Genomic DNA, 17974 nt, shown 5'->3' on the forward strand with positions numbered 1-17974 from the left:
AATCTGGGGTCAGGTCGAGTGATGGGAGATGCCGGTGCGGGTGGTTGTGGTGGGTGGCGGAGTGCTGGGGACGATGCACGCCCGCGAGGCGGTACGACGAGGGCACGACGTACTCCAGATTGAGCGGGAAGCCGACGCGCGCGGAGCGAGTGTGCGGAACTTCGGTCTCGTCTGGGTCAGCGGCCGCGCCGATGGCGCGGAGATCGCGGTCGCCCAGCGGGCCCGCGAACTGTGGGCGGAGGTTCCCGGGATCAGCTTCCGGCCGCACGGTTCGCTGACGGTCTGCCGGACCGAGGAGGAGCTGGCCGTCGCGAAGGAGGCCGCGGCCCGCCCCGACGCGGTGCAGCGCGGCTTTCAGGTGCTGGACGCGGAGCAGACGCGCGAGCGCAACCCCGCGTTGCGCGGCGAGCTGCAGGGTGCGTTGTGGTGTGCGCGCGATGCGATCGTCGAACCCCGCGAGGTGCTGCCCGCACTCCGCCTGGAGCTCGAGAAGTCCGGGCGCTACCAGTTCCTCGGTGGGAGAGAGGTGCGGACCGTCGACAGCGGCGAGATCACCGACGATCACCACGAGACGCACTCCGCCGACCTGGTGTTCCTCTGCACCGGTGCCTGGCACAGCGGCCTGATCCGCGAGCTCACCGAGGACCTGCCGGTACGGCGGGTCCGGCTGCAGATGATGCAGACCGAACCCCTCGACGTACCGCTGACCACCGCGGTCGCGGACGCGGACAGCTTCCGCTACTACCCGGCGTACAGCGGACCGTCGGTCGACGCATTGGCGCCGCAGGCAACTATCGCGCAGCAGCACGCGATGCAGCTCCTGATGGTCCAGCGGACGCACGGCGGGCTGACCATCGGCGACACCCACGAATACGCGGAGCCCTTCAACTTCGACGTCCAGTCCGACCCGTACGACTACCTGACGCAGACCGTCGAGGACATCCTCGGCCGTCCGATGCCGAAGATCACCCGGCGCTGGGCCGGCGTCTACTCGCAGGCGACGAGTGACGAGATCGTCGTACGGCGTGAGGTGGCCAAGAGCGTCCATCTCGTCACCGGCCCGGGCGGTCGCGGCATGACGATGTCCCCGGCGATCGCCGAGATGAGTTTCGAGGAGATCGACCGATGATTCAGCTGGCAGTACTCGACATGGCCGGTACGACGGTCGCCGACGACGGGCTCGTGGAGCGCGCCTTCACGACCGCGATCGGTGCCCAGGGCATCGAATTCGGCAGCCCGGACTACGACCGGATGCTGGCCCACGTCCGCGCCACCATGGGCGAATCGAAGATCACCGTCTTCCGTGCCCTGCTGAACGATGAGGAAGCCGCCCAGCAGGCGAACAAGGCCTTCGAGACCGCGTACGGCGCTCTGGTCGACGAAGGTCATTGCGCACCGATCGATGGTGCCGAAGACGCGATCCGGCAACTGCGGAACGCGGGGATCAAGGTGTGCCTGACCACCGGGTTCGCCCAGACCACGCAGCAGCGCATCCTGTCCGCCCTCGGCTGGCGCGAGCTGGCTGACCTCATCTTGTGCCCGGCCCAGGCGGGTCGCGGCCGACCGTATCCCGACATGGTCCTGCGGGCCGTGCTGGACCTCAAGGCCGACGCGGTGGCGAACGTCGCCGTGGCCGGCGACACCGCTTATGACATGACGACGGGGATCGCGGCCGGTGCCGGGATCGTCGCCGGCGTCCTCACCGGTGCCCATGGCAAGGATCAGCTCCAGGCCGCGGGTGCGACGCACGTTCTCTCGTCGGTCCGGGACCTCCCGGATCTCCTTCTCGCTGAAAGCCAGGACCAGTGAAGCTCAAGACCCTGCTCGTTGCTGCTCTCATCACTGCCGTTGTTGCCGGGTGCGGTGGCACCGGCGCAGCTTCAACTCAAGGTGCCAAGACGGTGACCGTCTACACCGCCGACGGCCTTGCCGATTGGTACAAGACCCGCTTCGAGGCCTTCACCGCGAAGACCGGGATCAAGGTCCAGACCGTCGAGGCTGGATCTGGTGAAGTGGTGTCTCGGCTGGCCAAGGAGAAGTCGAATCCGCAGGCCGATGTCGTCGTGACCCTGCCGCCGTTCATCCAGAAGGCGTCCAAGGACGGTCTGCTGCAGAAGTACGCCGTACCGGGTAGTGAGCAGGTGAAGAGTGTGAAGGCGGATGACTATGTCGCCGTCGCGAACAACTACCTGTGCTTCATCGCGAACCAGCAGGCCGGTACGCCGAAGTCGTTCGAGGAACTGCTGGATCCGAAGTTCAAGGGCAAGCTGCAGTACTCGACTCCGGGACAGGCGGGCGACGGAACCGCCGTACTGCTGCTGCTTCAGCACCTGATGGGTAAGCAGGGCGCGCTGGACTATCTGCGCAAGCTGGAGGCGAACAACGTCGGCCCGTCGGCGTCGACCGGCAAGCTGCAGCCGAAGGTGAGCAAGGGCGAGATCTTGGTTGCCAACGGCGACGTTCAGATGAACCTGGCGTCGATCTCTGTCGACAAATCTGCTTTCGGCATCTTCTTCCCCGCCGGCTCAGACGGCAAGAAGGCCACGATCGCCCTGCCGTACGTGATGGGCCTGGCGACCGGTGCGCCGAACTCCGACGGTGGCAAGCAGCTGATGGACTTCCTGCTGACCACGGAATCCCAGCAGACACTGGCGAGTGACGCCTTCGGTCTGCCGGCGCGGGACGATGTGAAGCCGACCGATGCGAACTTCCAGGCTGTGCAGAAGTCGATGGCCGGTGTCGAGGCATGGTCGCCGGACTGGAGCGCCGTACTGGCCGACCTCGATGCGGATGTTGCCGCGTACAACAAGGCGATCCAGGGATGACTGTCCAGCTCGATGACGTCTCGGTGCATTTCGGCCGGACGTGTGCGCTGGAGGGACTGAGCCTGACGGTCGCGGCCGGTGAGACGGTTGCGCTGCTCGGACCGTCGGGCTCGGGGAAGTCGACCGCTCTGAAGGCCGTGGCTGGGTTTGTCCGGCCGAGCATTGGGCGGATTCGGCTTGCTGGTCAGGACGTCACCGATCTCCCGCCGGCCAAGCGGGGGATCGGGGTGGTCGTCCAGCAGTACGCGCTGTTTCCGCATTTGAGAGTTGCGGACAACGTCGCGTTCGGGCTGCGGGCGGCGCGGAAGCCGAAGGCCGAGGTGACCCGGCGGGTGGCCGAGATGCTCGCGATGGTCGGCATGACGTCGTACGCGAAGAGGTTCCCGCGCGAGCTGTCCGGCGGGCAGCAGCAGCGGGTCGCGATCGCGCGGGCGTTGGCGATCCAGCCGAAGGTGCTGCTGCTCGACGAACCGCTGGCCGCGCTGGATGCGCAGCTGCGCGCGGACATGCTCGGCGAACTGCAGAAGCTGAGGCGCGAGGTGCCGGACGTGGCGATCATCTACGTGACACACGATCAGTCCGAGGCGCTCGCGCTCGCGGATCGGATCGCGGTGATGCGCGATGCGCGTCTGGTCGATATCGCCCCGGCCGCGCAGCTCTATGCGACTCCGCCGTCGGCGTTCACGGCGTCGTTCCTTGGTGGCGCGAATCTGCTGCCGGTCGAGAGCGTTGGCGAGGACGTCAAGGTGGCCGGTCATGTGTTGCCGGGCGTGCGGTCGACGCCGGGTAAGGAGCTGCTTTGCATCCGCCCGCATGCGATCCGGCTCGGCTCCGACGGCGTTCCGGTGCGGGTGATCGCGACGCAGTGGCGCGGCGCGTCCAACCAGCTGACGTGCACGGTCGAGGGCCTGCCGGATGTGTCGGTGCGGATCGATCTTCCGGCGGATCGCCAGGTGCCGGCGCTCGGAGCGCAGGTGTCGATGGTGCTCCCGGCCGAGGCCTGCAGCCTGGTTCCCGCGGAGCGCCGCTGATGGCCGTCGGAGTGCTCGGTACGGCGGTTGCCGTCAGCAACCAACTTCGTGGTGAGCGTCGGTCGCTGTGGCTGATCCCGCCGCTGCTGCTGATCGCGGTGCTGGTCGTCTATCCGTTGGTACTGGTCGCGGTCGAGTCGGCGCCCGCCTGGGGTGACGTGCTCGGGTCGGTCGAGTTCCGCGATGCGTTGATCCGAACCGTGCAGGTCGCGGTCTGCTCGACGATCGGGTGCCTGCTGGTCGGGACATTCCTCGCCGTGGTGATCAGCTTCGTCCCGTTCCCCGGTGCGCGGGTGGTCGCCAGCCTCGTGGACACCATGCTCGCGCTGCCGTCGTTCCTGGTCGCGCTGTCGTTCACCTTCATCTACGGTACGGCGGGGATCCTGCGGACCGGTGGATTCCTCACCACGCCCTGGGCTGTCGTGCTGGCCGAGATCACCTTCTACACGCCGTTCGTGATGCGGCCGCTGCTGGCCGCGATGAGCCGGTTGCCGCGCGCCCAGCTGGACGTCGCCGCGAGCCTCGGTGCCGGGCCGTGGCGAGTACTGCGACAGGTCGTGCTGCCCGAGGTTCGCCCGGCAATGATCGCGGGTGGCAGTCTCACGTTGCTGCTCACGCTGAACGAGTTCGGCATCGTGCTGTTCCTCGGCGCGAAAGGCACGACCACGTTGCCGATGCTCGTCCACACCAAGGGCATCGTGATGTTCGACTACCCGGCCGCGTGCGCGATCGCCGTCGTACAGAGCGTGTTGTCGCTCGGTCTTTATGCCTTGCTGCGGAAGGCTCTTGGAGGTCGTCGTGCTCGTCTGGACTAGGCCTGGGAAGGCCGTCACCTGGATCGCGTTCGCGGTGGTGTTCGGCGTGCTCGTGCTGGCGCCGTTCGTGGTGGTGATCGCGGCCGCGTTCGCCGGCTCGTGGAACGGCGTCCTGCCGTCGAACCCGACCACCGGGCACCTGCAGGAGGCGTTGTCGGGTGACGAGCTCGCGTCGTTGTCGGTCAGTCTGCAGACCGCCTTCCTCGGCGGATTGCTCGCCGTGGTCGTCGGCACGTGGGGTGCGCTCGCGGCCCACGGCAGTCGTTGGGTGCGAGTCGCGGATGCCCTGCATCACCTGCCGATCGCCGTACCGTCGGTCGTCGTCGGCCTCGGCCTGCTCGTGGCCTTCTCCCGGCAACCGATCCTGCTCAACGGCACCAAGTGGATCGTGGTGATCGCCCACCTCGTCCTGATGGTCGCCTTCAGCTACGGCACCGTCGCCGCGGCCCTCCAACGCGTAGACCCCTCGTACGCCGACGTCGCCGCGTCCCTCGGCGCCTCCCCGTCCCGAGTCCTGTGGCAAGTACGACTCCCCATGCTCCGCCCCGCCATCGCCTCGGCCGCCGGTCTCTCGGTAGCGCTCTCGATGGGCGAGGTCGGCGCCACCATCATGGTCTACCCAGCCTCCTGGCGAACCGTCCCCGTCAGCATCTTCGCCCTCTCCGACCGCGGCCAGACCTTCACGGCCGCCGCCGAAGCCCTCGTGCTGCTGACCGCCACCGTCCTGGTCGTCTTCACCCTGGATCGATTACGAGGGCGAGCGGTCGAGCATTGAGCCCACCTTGAGCACGGATCAACCACCGGAGCGCCCCCGAAACCGTCCACCCGTGCCCAAGGTCGTCGCCCGCACCCACCTTGAGCACCCCTCAACCACTGAGACGCCGGCGGGACGGTCGACCCGTGCCCAAGGTCGCCTTGAGCACGCCTCGACCACGGAGGCGCCGATGGGATGGTCGATCCGTGCCCAAGGTCGCCTTGAGCACGGATCAACCACATCGACGGGGTGGGGATGGTTGGTGGGCGCACAAAGTCGTTGTTCGTGTGGGCTTTGAGCACGGTTCGACCATGTGGGTGGCGCGAGGGCGGTCCGCCCCCAACCCGCCCCCTCGCCGCACCCCCTTCTCCCACCCCTCGCCGAGCACCCAAAGAGCAGCCCCCCGTTCCCCAACAACCTCGCCGCTCTTTGTGCACCCGGCGCATCTTTGGGAAGCCACCGACCACGGGGAGCCCGTGAAAGTGGTTGGTGGGTACACAAAGATGGATCTCGTGCACAAAGAGAAGGCGGCGCACCTTTGGGGCGCGCGGATCGAGGCGGTGGTGTTGGGGTGGCACGTAGGCTTTTGGGGTGACGCAGCCTTTTCTTTTGCCCAAGGGAACTGCCCGCCAGCAAGGGTTCGCCGAGCTTGCCGCTCAGGGGCCGATCACTCGGTTGACACTGTTTACCGGGGTGCCTGTGGTGCTCGTGACTGGGTACGCCGAGACGCGGGCGCTGCTCGCGCATCCGGACGTGGTGCGGTCGGCGATGGAGGGCCCGCATCGGGACTTCGTGTCCGCGGAGCTGGTGCGTGCTACCGAGAGCCACATGCTGCTGGCGAATCCGCCGGATCACACGCGGCTGCGCAAGCTCGTCACCTCCGCGTTCACCCGGCGACGGGTCGAGGCGCTGGAACCGCGGATCCGGGAGATCGCGGGTGAGCTGCTCGACGAGATCGCGGTCGCCGGCGACGGTGCGGATCTCGTGCAGATGTTCAGCTACCCGTTGCCGATCACCGTGATCTGCGAGCTGGTGGGGATTCCGGTCGAGCACCGGGAAGCGTTCCGGAGCTGGTCGACGATCGCGGCGAACGCGAATCTGCGCACCCCGGACGAGTACATCGACGTCAATGTCCGGACGGTCGCTCTGATCCGGGAGCTGATCGAGGTGAAGCGCAAAGAGCCGGCCGATGACCTCCTGTCGGCGTTGATCGCGGTCCGGGAGGACGGCGACCGGCTGAGCGAGGACGAGCTGACCTCGATGATCTTCCTGCTGATGTCGGCCGGTCACGAGACGACCTCGAACCTGATCAGCAACGGCACCTACGCGCTCCTCCAGCACCCCGACCAGCTCGCGCTGCTCCGTGCCGAACCCGAGCGTCTGCCGGCTGCTGTCGAGGAGCTCCTGCGGTACGACGGTCCGCTCCAGGTCACCGTCCCTTACGTGACGCGGGCGCCGATCGACATCGCCGGTGAGCGGATCGAGGCCGGCGAGGTCCTCGTGTTCGCGTTGCTGCCGGCCAACCGCGATCCGCGCAAGGTCGAACGCCCGGCGGAGCTGGACATCACTCGCCCCGACTCCGGTCACCTGGCCTTCGCGCACGGAATTCACCACTGCCTGGGCGCTCCGCTGGCCAGACTCGAGGCCCGCGTCGCGTTCGACGTACTGTTCGAACGCTTCCCGAATCTCCGCCTGGCCGAGCCGGACGTGGAGCCGGACAGGCCGCCAGGCTTCCTGCTGAACGGGATCCAGGCACTGCCTGTTCTGCTGTGACCACCGACAGTGTCCGGGGTTGAACAACGTATGAACCACCGCTGAATCACAGCGGTGGGATTGTGAGTCCCTTGGCCGGACCTGGCATCCTGGGCCGGGTGACGGAGATCCTGGACCTTGCCCGAGAGTTGTTGGGCTTGGCCATGGCGTCCCACTGGCTGCTGCTGGTCCTCTTCCTCGCCGCCGCGGTCGACGCCGTCTTCCCGATCATCCCGAGTGAAGGCATGGTCGTCACCGCGGGGATGGCCGCGGCCGCCGGTCACCAGAATCTGCTGCTCGTCATCGTGGTCGCGATGGTCGGATCCGTCATCGGCGAGACCGCCTGCTACTTCATGGGCCGCGGTTCCGGCCCTCGGTTGCACCGCTGGATGAAGCGGCAGGAGCGACGGCAACGGCTGTACGACAAGGTCTCCCGAGCGCTGCATTCGCGCGGCGGGCTGATCCTGGTCACGGTGCGCTACATCCCCGGCGCCCGGATGGTCGCGACGCTGACCGCGGGCGCGACCCGGTACTCGTTCAAGAAGTTCGTCATCTTCACCTTCGCGGGCGTGACGATCGCCTACACGTACGTCGCTCTGATCGGCTACCTCGGCGGTGACGCGTTCGAGCACGACTCGCTCAAGGCGCTCGGCTTCAGTCTCGGGATGGCCTTCGTGATCGGCTTCGTGATCGAGACCTCGCGCCGGATCGCGAACCGGCGGCGCGCGGCGAAGATCACAGCGGTCTAACGATCCCCGGCCGGGTTTCCGTGTAGTTGCGTGTCCCGGGCCAACCTCCGCAGTACTCCGTGCGTCAGTAGAGGCGTGGTGAGGCCTGGGGTGCACCTCCTTGCCGCCGCGGTGGTAGTCGCGGCGGTGCTGGTCGGATGTGCCGACATCGAGCCAGGCGGGCAGCCGAACGGCCAACCGTCGGCCGACCCCAGTACGCCGCCCGCGACGCCTACCCAGACGCCTTCGAAGACGCCCTCCCGGACTCCTTCGCAGACTCCGTCGGTGACGCCGACCCCGAGACCCACGCCTAGCAGCACCCCGAAGCCGACCGGGCCGCAGGGAGTGGCCGCGGCTCCGGTGACGCGGAACTTCCCGGCCCGGCTCGCGAACGGCAAGCCGCCGCTGTTCGTGGTCATCTCGTTCGACGGCGCCGGTGATCTCGCCCTCTGGCACCACTGGCGGACCGTGGCCCATCAGGTCGACGCGCGGATGACGTTCTTCCTGTCCGGCCCGTACCTGTACCCGGCCGACCACCGCACCGACTACAAACCGCCGTTCAAACGCCCCGGGGCCTCCGACATCGGCTGGAGTACGCCGGCCAGCGTGCTGGCCCGGACGACGATCCTGCACGACGCGATAGCCGAGGGCCACGAAATCGGCACGCACGTCAACGGCCACTTCTGCGGCCCGAAGGGCGTCGGCGAGTGGACCACCGCGCAGTGGACCGCCGAACTGAACGCGTTCGACCAGATGGTGCGCACCGGCCCCGGACTCGCGGCCGGCAAAACAGTTGCACCGCCATTCGACCCGGCCACGGTCAAGGGCATGCGAACCCCGTGCCTGGAGGGCAACAGAGCGGCGTACCGGCGGGCGATGGGTTATCGCGGCATGGTGTACGACGCGTCTGCGACCGGATATCTGCGGTGGCCGAAGAAGGTTGACGGGCTGTGGGACTTCCCGCTGCAGGACGTCAGGCTCGCGGGGACGACGAAGAACACGCTGACGATGGATTACAACCTCTGGTACGCGCAGACCAAGGCCAAGAAGGCACCGGTCGCGCAGGTGCCGCAACTACGCGCGCAGGTGCTGGCGACGTACCGGCAGCAACTCGCGCGGTCGCGGGCGAAGGGCAACCCGCCGCTGTTCCTCGGCAACCACTTCAACCGCTGGAACAACAGCGTCTACTCCGATGCGCTGACGGCGTTCGTCAAGGAGACCTGCAAGCAGCCCGACGTACGGTGTGTCAGCAACATCGAGCTGGCCGGTTGGCTCGCCAAGTACGCCGGTGTGCCGAGTGGCCGCCGTTCCTAGAACTCGGTGTAGCCGCTCGCGTTCTGCCAGGTGCCGCCCTGTTTGATCCGGCCGACGACGAGTCGCTGCAGGCTGGTGTCCTGCGGAAACTCGTCCAGGCGGCCGAGGTCGTGGCTGCGGAACGTGAAGAAGATCGCGCTGTCCTGGCTGTCGACCGGCGTCCCGTACGGCGTGAACCGTCGGCCGAAGCGGACCATATTCGACTCAGGTGGAAGGTTGTCGAGCAGGTAAGGGTCGAGCAGCCACGAGTGCAGAGTCATGGTCTTGATCGGGTACTCCGGGAAGTACCGCGGGAAGAAGTCGCGGGCCCGCGCGAAACTCGCGTCGACGAGCTCGGGCGGGAGCGGACCGGACTCGGGGATGTGGACGCCGACGACCCAGTCGCCCGGCTCGGTCCCGGGCACAGGCTTGTCCTCGGTGACTTGGTAGAGCATGTACTGCAAGCGGCCGAGCGCGTAGATCTGCCCGGCCCAGTGGATCGTCATCCACCAGTGCGTGGCCAGGCCGTACTCACCGTGCGTTCGCCTGCTGACCTGCAGTTGCTGACCGAGATCAGCCAGTGTCGCCCAGCTGATGTCGTCCGGGATCCCGCGCTCGGCGTGGTACTTCCGTATCTCCGGGATCGTCTCCAGCAACGCCGCGACCGTGTTCCGCGTGTCCTCCGGCATCCGGAGCTGCGGTTCGGTGCCTTGCAGGCCGACTCCGGCTCGCAACTGGGTGACGAGGTCCGCGACCGCGGCCGGATCCGCGACGAACTTCTCGGCGTCCTGCCGGTCCTCGTCGGAGAAACCCAGCAGCCGGTACTCGTCAGCAGTCGTCACTCGGCAACGGTATCCGATCCACAACTGGCCACCGACTTACCGGACAGCCTTTGGACACGGTGGAAAGGGTTCCGGGCGACGTGGACTCGGCGGATGATGATCGAAATCCGAGATTTGGAGGCGAAATGTCGAAGATACCGATCTCCCGCCGGCAGTTCGGAGCACTGGCAGCCGGTACGGCGCTCACCGCTGCTGGGCTCGTCAGTGTCGAAACCGCGGCCGCGACCGCCGCCGTACCAGGGCCCGACGCGAGGGTCGCCACCGGCGCCTCCGCGCCAGGTCCTGACGCGAGGTTTGCGACCGCGTTCGAGGTAGCTGGCGACCAGGGCGCGCGGACCGGTTTCGGCGCTCTGTACGGCTTGCGGGACACCGGCGAGCTGACCTGGAACAAGTTCGACATCCTGCGCGCCGACGGCAGCACCGTGTGGTCGGCACCCAAGGTCATCGCCACCGGTTGGACCGGCCTCGTCCACCTCTTCGCCGACAACATCGCGATCTACACGATCGACGCCTCCGGCGCACTGCGCTGGCACTCCTACTCCGCCCCGAGCACCGGCGACGGCCAATGGGCCACAGGGTCAGGGGCCGTCATCGGCTCCGGCTGGCAGACCATGGCCAAGGTCGCCTACGCAGGCAGCGGGATCTTCTTCGCGGTCGACGGTGCCGGGAATCTGCGGTGGTGGCGGCACACCGACCCATCCGGCGGCGCGGCAACGTGGGCCGACGGATCCGGCCGGATCATCGACGACGGCTGGAGCGACCTGCACGCCTTGGCCGCCGCCGGCGGGATCATCTACGCGGCTGCCCCATCGGGAGTGCTGCGCTGGTACCAGTACACCGACACGTGGAGCGGCCAAGGCAGCTTCCACCCGAACTCCGGCAGCGTCATCGACGACGACGGCTGGCAACTCGCCACCTCACTCCGAGCCGGCTTCACCAGCCCGTGGGCAACCCTCCGAACACTCGACGCCGGCTCAACCCTCCGCTGGTTCCGGCACCTCGACCCGCTCGAGGGCGGTAGCAGTTGGGATCCGCGCTCGGGAGCAGTCGCGGCTCAATCCTGGCCGCGCTGACGGAGCTATTCGGCCGCGGTGTCGATGTGGTGCGCGAGGACGAGGTCGTCCTCGGTGATACCGCCGGCGTCGTGGCTGGTGACGCGGAAGGTGATCTTCTTGTAGCGAATGTCGATGTCCGGGTGGTGGCCGGTGGCCTCGGCCAGTTGCGCGACGGTGGCGACCAAGCGAATGCCGTCCAGGAAGGTGTCCCGCTCGACGGTTCGCACCAGCGTCTTGTCCACGGCCTTCCACAGCGGGATCAGGTCGCGGAGCGCGAGATCGATCTGGTCGTCCGTCAGCAGCTCAGCCATGTCCGTCACTCTAGGGCATGTCTCTCCAGCCCACGCCTACTGCGCTGCACTCGGCACGGCACCTCGCCGCACTGGAGGAAAGGCCACGATGGAAAAGCATCGAGCCCTCCCCTCCAGCGCACCGATGCACCGCACCGAGCACATGCTCGCTACGGCGCGGACTGAAGAGACACGCCCTAGACCTTCTTACGCACCCGCCCGGCACAGAGGAGCGCGAGAGCAGTCAGTACGGCGCCTGAGCTGGTGATCACGCCGAAGACCCAGGGGTGTGGGTCGGCGGCGTTGAGCGCCAGCAAGGTGCCGGTGACGGAGACTGCGGTCGCGATGCTCATCACCGACGCCATCTGGGCCGCACTCGCGTTGCGGCCGGAGTTGCCGGCGTCGGACAGGTCGAGCATCAGCACCGAGAGACTCGACGAGCTGAGGCCCATGCCGATCCCCGCGATCGCCCAGCCGGTCAGTCCGAACCAGACGGTCGCGTCGGTCCACGCCAGCAACGAAGTGATCGCGATTCCAGCGGTCATCAGGGCGAGACCAGTCCGCAATACGGTGACGCGTTGGAAGCTGTGCTCGCGTCCCTGCAACCAGGAGCCGAGCGCCCAGAACACTCCGGTGACCGACAAGCTCACGCCGGCCCGCGCCGGGCTGAAGTGGTGCTGCAGAGTGAGCAGCAGCGGCAGATAGACACCGACGCCGGTGAAGCCGGCGCCGACGAGCCCGCGCATCGCGACCACCGCCGGGAATCCACGCTCGGCAACGAACGCCCCGCGCGGCATCACTCGGATCGCCGCAACCGCCAGTACGACGAGCGCGACGGCGATCACCGTGCCGCCGATGACGCGATGGTCGCCGAGGTGATCACCGGTCAGCGTCAACGTGAACAGCGCGACCGAGATCGCGGCCGCCCACGGCAGCGCCGTACGCCAGGCTGCAAGTTCGGCGACGTGCTCGGCCGTGCGCTCGGGCTCGGGGCTGTTCTGCGATTGCCGGATCGCGGGCTGCAGTAGCAACCAGGTCGGGACCAGCAGTACGACGGCGCCCAGGAACACCCATCGCCAACCGAACTGCTCGGTGATCACTCCGGTCAGCAGCGGCCCGAAGATCGACGGCACCACCCACATCGCCGAGATCAGCGACATCATCCGCGGCCGCAATGCGGCGGGCAGCGTGCGGGCGACCAGGACGAGCAGCGAGACGTCGAGCAGACCTTCCGCGATCCCGCTCAGTACCCGGCCGGCGATCACCATCGGCATCGCCACCGCGAACCCGATCAGCAACTGAGCCAGCCCGAACACGATCGCACCGAGTCGCAATGTTCGGGTCGGTCCATGACGATCCGACCAGAGCCCGGCGACCGCGAGGGCGAACACGAAACTCGCGTTCGGAGCCGCGTTGGCCACGCCGAAACTGCCGAGTGCGTCGAATTCGCGCACCATCGTCGGCAACGCCGTACCGACTGCGCGGTTCTCCAGGGCGCTCAGGGTGACCAGGCCGATCACCCCGAGCGCGAGCGGCAGGTGCGGGCCGCTCAGCAGTTTCGGGGCGGGGGTCGTCGTCGCGGCGTCGGTCATCCCGTCATCCTGGGAGTTCAAGCGGACTTGAGGTCAACTCCGGCCAGGATGTCCGCGATCCGGTCCGGCTGGTGGATCCAGCCGACGTGGCTCGCGTCGAGCGACTGTACGGCGTACTGGTTGTCCGGGGTGAGTTCGTTGCCCTCGCGGATCAGCAGGTCCTGCAGGGCGATCGGGAGCGAGCGGTCCGCGGTGAGCCGGACGAACGTGCGCGGGACCGTGCCCCAGGTCGCAGCCTCGGCGCGGGCGTCGCCCATCATCACCTGCAGCGACTCGTCCGGCTGCAGAATGTTGAGCAGGGCAAGGAACTGCGTGTCGGTCGCGTCGGCCATCGTGGCTGCCTTCAACGCTTCGAGGAGGGCTTTGTCGGCCGTGCGGTAGTTCGCCCGGCCGGCGCCGACTATGGCGGGATCGCCGACCGACAAGCCGGCCACGGTCGGGATCAGACTCTCGGCGAACTCCGGTTCGCCCATGTACTCGATCGGGTTCGGCTTCGAGACCGGCGCCCAGGCGGAGATGTACACGAGGTGGCTGACGAGTTCCGGTGCCTGGTTGGCCAGTGCGGTGATCGTGACACCGCCGAGGCTGGCGCCGACCAGAATGACCGGTCCGTTCGCGGCCAAGCGCCGTACGGCGGGGAGCAGGCTGTCGACGTTGTCCTGCAGGGTGACCGTGGCGAGCGTGGAGGGTTCGGTCGCCCAGGCGTCCAGGTCCTGCGGGGCCTGGTAGGCGGCCGGGTACTGAGCGTCGAGGCCGTGGCCGGGGAGATCGGCCGCGTATGACGGGAGTCCGCGGAGCGCGAGTTCGCGCTGGACCGACGTCCAGAGGAACGAGTTGCTGCCCGAACCGTGGACGAGGACGTAGGTAGCCATGGCGGTTATTTTGGCACAGCTGAACTTTTACCGCACACCGGTTTTCTCGGGGATGCGGAAGATCAGGACGAGGACCCTCAGCACCAGGACCGCGCAGATCACCAGGAGGTTGTAGGCGAACAACTGGTACAGGGTGATGCTTGCGCTGACGCGCGGGCCGCCGTCGATGCCGAGGAGGAGCACGGCCATCAGGCCGGCGGTTGCGCCGAGGACGGCGAGCAGGACCTGGTGCAGGAGGCCGGTCAGGTGCTGGCGGTCGCGTTCGTCGGCGAGCAGGCGGATGTTCAGGCCGAGTCGGCCGCTCTCCGCTGCGGCGGCGATTCGGTCGATGCGTCGTGGGAGACGGCGCAGCATTGGCAGGATCGAGGCCAGCTCCTCGGTCGCCGTACGGCGAAGTGCCTCCGGGGTCAGCCGGTCGGTGACGTGTGCGGAGGCGAACTGTCGCGAGGCCCCGACCAGATCGAACCCGGGGGAGATCCGGCTGATCGTGCCCTCGATCGTGGCCAGCGCCCGGAACACCGCCGCGACCTCAGGCGGAACCCCGAGTTCGTGTGACGTGATGATCTTGAACAGGTCGTTGAACATCGCCGGACCAATCGACACCGCACCGGTCAGATGCCGCGTCATGAACTGCCCGACTGCGCGCTCCAGACCGCGTTCGTCGATGACATCGGGGCGGTCGACGATCTCGAGGAGTGCATCGGTGGCGCCGACCGGGTCCCCGTGGTCGATGGCGAGCAGGAACCGCTGCAGCGCCTCCCGAGTCGCCGGGTCGAGCCGGCCGACCGAACCGAGGTCGAGCATCCCGATGCGGCCGTCCGCGAGCAGCAGGAAGTTGCCGGGGTGCGGATCGGCGTGGAAGACGCCGTCGATCGCGACCTGGCCGAGCAGACAGTCGAACAGACTGCGGCCGAGCTGAACGGCGTCCAGACCGCGTTCGGCGATCGTCGGTGCGGCGTTGCCGAGACCGACCCCGTCCAGCCGTTGCATGGTGAGGACACGCTGGGTCGACAGGCGCTGATGGAGTGTTGGCACCACGATGTCGTTGCTGGCAGCAACTGATCGACCTGCCGCGACCGACGCCATGTTGTTCGCTTCGACGGTGAAGTCGAGCTCCTCCCGCATCGCCTCCGCGAACCCGTCCGCCAGTGCCCGGACGCCCATCGAGCGACCCCAGTCCGTGTTCCGCTCCAGCAGCCGCGCGAGCCGCCGTACGATATCGAGATCGCGGTCGACCACACTCGCGATACCTGGGCGCTGGACCTTCACGACCACCCGCTCGCTACTCAGGCTTGCTGCGTAGACCTGGGCGACGCTGGCCGCGGCGAGCGGTTCGATGACGAAGTCGTCGTACACCTGGTTCGGCGGCGCACCGAGCTCCTCGGTCAGTACCTGCTCAATCTCCGCCCACGGAGCCGGCGACACCTGATCCTGCAGGCGACTCAACTCGTTGGCGACCGAAAGCGGGATGATGTCGCTCCGCGTCGACAACACCTGCCCGAGCTTCACGAACGTAACCCCGGCATCATCCAGCGCCAGTCTTAGCGACCGCGCCAACTCCGCCTGTCCTGCTGCGTTCTCCCGGCCGGGGCGTCGGCGGCCGCGCAGATACGGCCCCAGTCCGTGCTTGATCGCGATTCGCAGAATCTGCAGGTACCGCCGCGTCCGCGCGATCCGCCCGGCGACATCCCGCCGCAGATCCCGGGCCCGCGGCAACGACCCCGTCGGTACCAACGCCTCCGCCAGCACCAGAAACACCAGCCCACACAACGTCGCACACAACGTCGTCAACCCCACGAACGCCAACGCCGCCGCATTAGACCCTTCGAACGGCGGCGGCCCCACCAACGCGTTAGCAAGAGGACTGAACGTCGACAACGTCAAAGCCGCCGCCAACCCCAACCGCACCAGCCCGAACCGCACCCCCAGCAACCGCTGCGCCACCGGAATGAAAAGCACCATGAACACAACCAGGCTGAACAACCCAGCGATCGCAACATCCATGGTGGGAACCCTAGGCCTTTCACCCCGCCCACCGATTCACCCACACGGGGGACCCCATCCCGGACCGCCCCCTCCCGCGCCACCGCGCCTTTCGCGCGCTACCGCGCGCTCTCCACTCGATCCGGTACGACGTTGCGCACGGCTCAACCAAGTGCGCGGCCGAACAGCGGGTAACGGGTACTCAAGGTGAGCCGTCGGCCCGCGATCTCGGCCCCCAGGGGCTGTCCCGTGGGTTAGCCGATGGATTTTCGTCAGCGAGTCCCCAAAATCCCTCGGACAGCGCAGATCTCTGGCACACGCACCCCAGCCACAGCCCGTCAGCCCCACGCGACGTGAAACCGCGATCGCCGGCCTCACCATCCGGCCCAGCCACTCGCTCGGCTCGCCCTCTTGCTTTGTCGGCCGCCTTTGGCGGTCGAGTCGGGGGTGCAGGCCGAAAGGCTCTCGGCCGGGGACGTGCGCGGTGGCTGCTCACCGCTCCCGGCCGACCTGAAAGACAGCACGGCGGGGCGCCGCGGTGGCTGAGCCGGATGGCGAGGCCGGCGACCACGGCTCCCCGTTGCCTGGGGTGACCGGCCTGTGGCTGCCGTGCAGGAAAGACTCGGGTTGGCAGTTGACTCGCCTCCGGTCCCGATGCATCTCGTGGGTTCCCCCATGAGGTTGTGGGTTCTGCACCCGCATGCGAGTACAGGACCCACAAGCGGATGGGTGAACCCAGCAGATGGGGAAAGGTAGGGGCGGGGGATGCTGCACGGGCAGCCTTGATCCGTTGGGGTCACTCACCAACGGCCAAGCCGCACGCCGGGTGAGGGGTCAGTCCCAAGGCCGGACCGCCCCATTCACCAACCCCTCACGGCCCCATCCGCCCAGGCTCACTCACCACCCGAAATCCGCGCTCGCACGCACTTGATGAGTGGCAGCGGTCCGCCCACCTCCCCAAACCCCAGTACGCCGACCCGCCAGCCGGTCGTGCGGCGCTTATCGCGCGGTCGACCCGTGGCGGAGCGCACATGGTGGCGGGAGAGTTGTCCTGCGGGCGGATCTGTCTGGTAGCGCGCTTCGCGGCAGGTTTGACTCCGAACTGTCGGGAGGAACGCGGACCTGCGGGCCACAACAACTTGCCTGCTCGGTCGGTCTCCACGCCTGGGCCCAGGTCTTGAGCGCAGTTGTGGAGTGCTGCAGGTTCGCATCACCAGCCGCGACCCCGTGATCCGCATTTGGCTGGCTGGGCATGCAAATTGGGGGTTCTGCACCGTTAACCACGGTGGAGAACCCCCAATTTCGGTGGCTAGGCAGTCAAATTGTCAGGCGCGGCGGCGGATTTTGTTGCCTAGCCAGACGATGGGGTCGTACTTGCGGTCGGCTACTCGTTCCTTCATGGGGATGAGGGCGTTGTCGGTGATCTTGATGTGTTCGGGGCAGACTTCGGTGCAGCACTTGGTGATGTTGCAGTAGCCGAGGCCGTGTTGTTCTTGGGCGGCGTGCTGGCGGTCGGCGGCGTCGAGGGGGTGCATGTCGAGTTCGGCGATGCGCATCAGGAAGCGGGGGCCGGAGAAGGCTTCCTTGTTTTCCTCGTGGTCACGGATGACGTGACAGGTGTCCTGACAGAGGAAGCATTCGATGCACTTGCGGAACTCTTGTGAGCGTTCGACGTCCACCTGCTGCATGCGGTATTCGCCGGGCTTGACGTCGGCCGGGGGTTTGAAGGCGGGGATCTCGCGGGCCTTCTGGTAGTTGAAGGAGACGTCGGTGACGAGGTCCTTGATCACCGGGAAGGTCCGCATCGGGGTGACCGTGACGGTCTCCCCTTCCTCGAAGGTGTTCATCCGGCACATGCACATCAGCTTCGGCATGCCGTTGATCTCGGCGCTGCAGGAGCCGCATTTGCCGGCCTTGCAGTTCCAGCGGACCGCCATGTCGGGGGTCTGCGTGGCCTGCAGGCGGTGGATGACGTCGAGGACGACCTCGCCCTCGTTCACCTCGACCTCGTAGTCCTTCAGCTCACCACCGTCGGCGTCACCACGCCAAACCCGGAACTTGGCCTGGTAACTCATCGTCGTCCTCGCTTCGCTGCGGGCGCCAATGAGTGGAACTCGCTGTGCATATTGGTGCCTTCGCTTC

General features: G+C 67.4%; 16 protein-coding genes. 10 read left to right on the forward strand and 6 right to left on the reverse strand.

All coding sequences use genetic code 11. The annotated features are described in order from the left end of the window. The first annotated feature begins 34 nt into the window (after positions 1–34). From ABD231_RS16320 to ABD231_RS16360, 9 genes are all read left to right on the forward strand, one after another. Positions 35–1129 (forward strand): TIGR03364 family FAD-dependent oxidoreductase, encoded by a 1095-nt coding sequence (locus tag ABD231_RS16320; RefSeq protein WP_344151734.1) that lies wholly within the window; start codon positions 35–37, stop codon positions 1127–1129. Continuing rightward, positions 1126–1809, forward strand: coding sequence for a phosphonatase-like hydrolase (locus ABD231_RS16325; RefSeq protein ID WP_344151737.1), 684 nt, complete (start codon positions 1126–1128; stop codon positions 1807–1809). Before ABD231_RS16320 ends, ABD231_RS16325 begins: the two co-directional genes overlap by 4 nt. Continuing rightward, positions 1806–2825, forward strand: a complete 1020-nt coding sequence (locus ABD231_RS16330) for a 2-aminoethylphosphonate ABC transporter substrate-binding protein (protein ID WP_344151740.1) — start codon at positions 1806–1808, stop codon at positions 2823–2825. Before ABD231_RS16325 ends, ABD231_RS16330 begins: the two co-directional genes overlap by 4 nt. Next, the gene (locus ABD231_RS16335; protein WP_344151743.1) at positions 2822–3856 is read left to right on the forward strand and encodes an ABC transporter ATP-binding protein; all 1035 of its coding nucleotides are present in this window, start codon (positions 2822–2824) and stop codon (positions 3854–3856) included. The genes ABD231_RS16330 and ABD231_RS16335 overlap by 4 nt, the downstream gene beginning before the upstream one ends. Next, positions 3856–4671, forward strand: coding sequence for a 2-aminoethylphosphonate ABC transporter permease subunit (locus ABD231_RS16340; RefSeq protein ID WP_344151746.1), 816 nt, complete (start codon positions 3856–3858; stop codon positions 4669–4671). The genes ABD231_RS16335 and ABD231_RS16340 overlap by 1 nt, the downstream gene beginning before the upstream one ends. Continuing rightward, positions 4655–5446, forward strand: a complete 792-nt coding sequence (locus ABD231_RS16345) for an ABC transporter permease (protein ID WP_344151749.1) — start codon at positions 4655–4657, stop codon at positions 5444–5446. The genes ABD231_RS16340 and ABD231_RS16345 overlap by 17 nt, the downstream gene beginning before the upstream one ends. A 681-nt stretch (positions 5447–6127) precedes the next feature. Then, positions 6128–7198: a cytochrome P450 family protein gene (locus ABD231_RS16350; RefSeq protein ID WP_344151752.1), complete on the forward strand. Its 1071-nt coding sequence runs from the start codon at positions 6128–6130 to the stop codon at positions 7196–7198. Between the two features lie 98 nt (positions 7199–7296). Beyond that, complete coding sequence (locus tag ABD231_RS16355; RefSeq protein WP_344151755.1) at positions 7297–7926, forward strand: DedA family protein; 630 nt, start codon at positions 7297–7299, stop codon at positions 7924–7926. A gap of 75 nt (positions 7927–8001) precedes the next feature. Next, positions 8002–9219: a polysaccharide deacetylase family protein gene (locus tag ABD231_RS16360; protein WP_344151758.1), complete on the forward strand. Its 1218-nt coding sequence runs from the start codon at positions 8002–8004 to the stop codon at positions 9217–9219. Here ABD231_RS16360 and ABD231_RS16365 read toward each other — a convergent pair. After that, positions 9216–10040 (reverse strand): acyltransferase domain-containing protein, encoded by an 825-nt coding sequence (locus tag ABD231_RS16365; RefSeq protein WP_344151761.1) that lies wholly within the window; start codon positions 10038–10040, stop codon positions 9216–9218. The two genes, ABD231_RS16360 and ABD231_RS16365, sit on opposite strands and share 4 nt — an antisense overlap. A gap of 125 nt (positions 10041–10165) precedes the next feature. Here ABD231_RS16365 and ABD231_RS16370 point away from each other — a divergent pair, with 125 nt between their 5' ends. After that, positions 10166–11113, forward strand: coding sequence for a tachylectin-related carbohydrate-binding protein (locus tag ABD231_RS16370; RefSeq protein WP_344151764.1), 948 nt, complete (start codon positions 10166–10168; stop codon positions 11111–11113). A gap of 5 nt (positions 11114–11118) precedes the next feature. Here ABD231_RS16370 and ABD231_RS16375 read toward each other — a convergent pair whose 3' ends face one another. The 5 genes from ABD231_RS16375 to ABD231_RS16395 form a co-directional block, all read right to left on the reverse strand. Continuing rightward, positions 11119–11406 (reverse strand): 4a-hydroxytetrahydrobiopterin dehydratase, encoded by a 288-nt coding sequence (locus ABD231_RS16375; protein WP_344151766.1) that lies wholly within the window; start codon positions 11404–11406, stop codon positions 11119–11121. A gap of 176 nt (positions 11407–11582) precedes the next feature. Further along, positions 11583–12977, reverse strand: a complete 1395-nt coding sequence (locus tag ABD231_RS16380; protein ID WP_344151768.1) for an MFS transporter — start codon at positions 12975–12977, stop codon at positions 11583–11585. 17 nt (positions 12978–12994) lie between these two features. Further along, complete coding sequence (locus tag ABD231_RS16385) at positions 12995–13849, reverse strand: alpha/beta hydrolase (protein ID WP_344151770.1); 855 nt, start codon at positions 13847–13849, stop codon at positions 12995–12997. A gap of 27 nt (positions 13850–13876) precedes the next feature. Continuing rightward, entirely contained in the window at positions 13877–15853 is a 1977-nt protein-coding gene (locus tag ABD231_RS16390; RefSeq protein WP_344151772.1) for an ABC1 kinase family protein, read from the reverse strand. A 1304-nt stretch (positions 15854–17157) separates the two neighbouring features. After that, the gene (locus tag ABD231_RS16395) at positions 17158–17907 is read right to left on the reverse strand and encodes a succinate dehydrogenase/fumarate reductase iron-sulfur subunit (protein WP_344151775.1); all 750 of its coding nucleotides are present in this window, start codon (positions 17905–17907) and stop codon (positions 17158–17160) included. Between the last annotated feature and the right edge of the window lie 67 nt (positions 17908–17974).

This window comes from Kribbella yunnanensis (assembly GCF_039529655.1).
GTDB classification, from domain to species: Bacteria; Actinomycetota; Actinomycetes; order Propionibacteriales; family Kribbellaceae; genus Kribbella; species Kribbella yunnanensis.

What these genes read in the sequence shown, in the direction of transcription:
- ABD231_RS16325 (WP_344151737.1), top strand. Translation starts at nt 1,126, where the DNA reads ATGATTCAGCTGGCAGTACTCGACATGGCCGGTACGACGGTCGCCGAC.
- ABD231_RS16335 (WP_344151743.1), top strand. Translation starts at nt 2,822, where the DNA reads ATGACTGTCCAGCTCGATGACGTCTCGGTGCATTTCGGCCGGACGTGT.
- ABD231_RS16340 (WP_344151746.1), top strand. Translation starts at nt 3,856, where the DNA reads ATGGCCGTCGGAGTGCTCGGTACGGCGGTTGCCGTCAGCAACCAACTT.
- ABD231_RS16370 (WP_344151764.1), top strand. Translation starts at nt 10,166, where the DNA reads ATGTCGAAGATACCGATCTCCCGCCGGCAGTTCGGAGCACTGGCAGCC.
- ABD231_RS16375 (WP_344151766.1), bottom strand. Translation starts at nt 11,406, where the DNA reads ATGGCTGAGCTGCTGACGGACGACCAGATCGATCTCGCGCTCCGCGAC.
- ABD231_RS16380 (WP_344151768.1), bottom strand. Translation starts at nt 12,977, where the DNA reads ATGACCGACGCCGCGACGACGACCCCCGCCCCGAAACTGCTGAGCGGC.
- ABD231_RS16385 (WP_344151770.1), bottom strand. Translation starts at nt 13,849, where the DNA reads ATGGCTACCTACGTCCTCGTCCACGGTTCGGGCAGCAACTCGTTCCTC.
- ABD231_RS16390 (WP_344151772.1), bottom strand. Translation starts at nt 15,853, where the DNA reads ATGGATGTTGCGATCGCTGGGTTGTTCAGCCTGGTTGTGTTCATGGTG.
- ABD231_RS16395 (WP_344151775.1), bottom strand. Translation starts at nt 17,907, where the DNA reads ATGAGTTACCAGGCCAAGTTCCGGGTTTGGCGTGGTGACGCCGACGGT.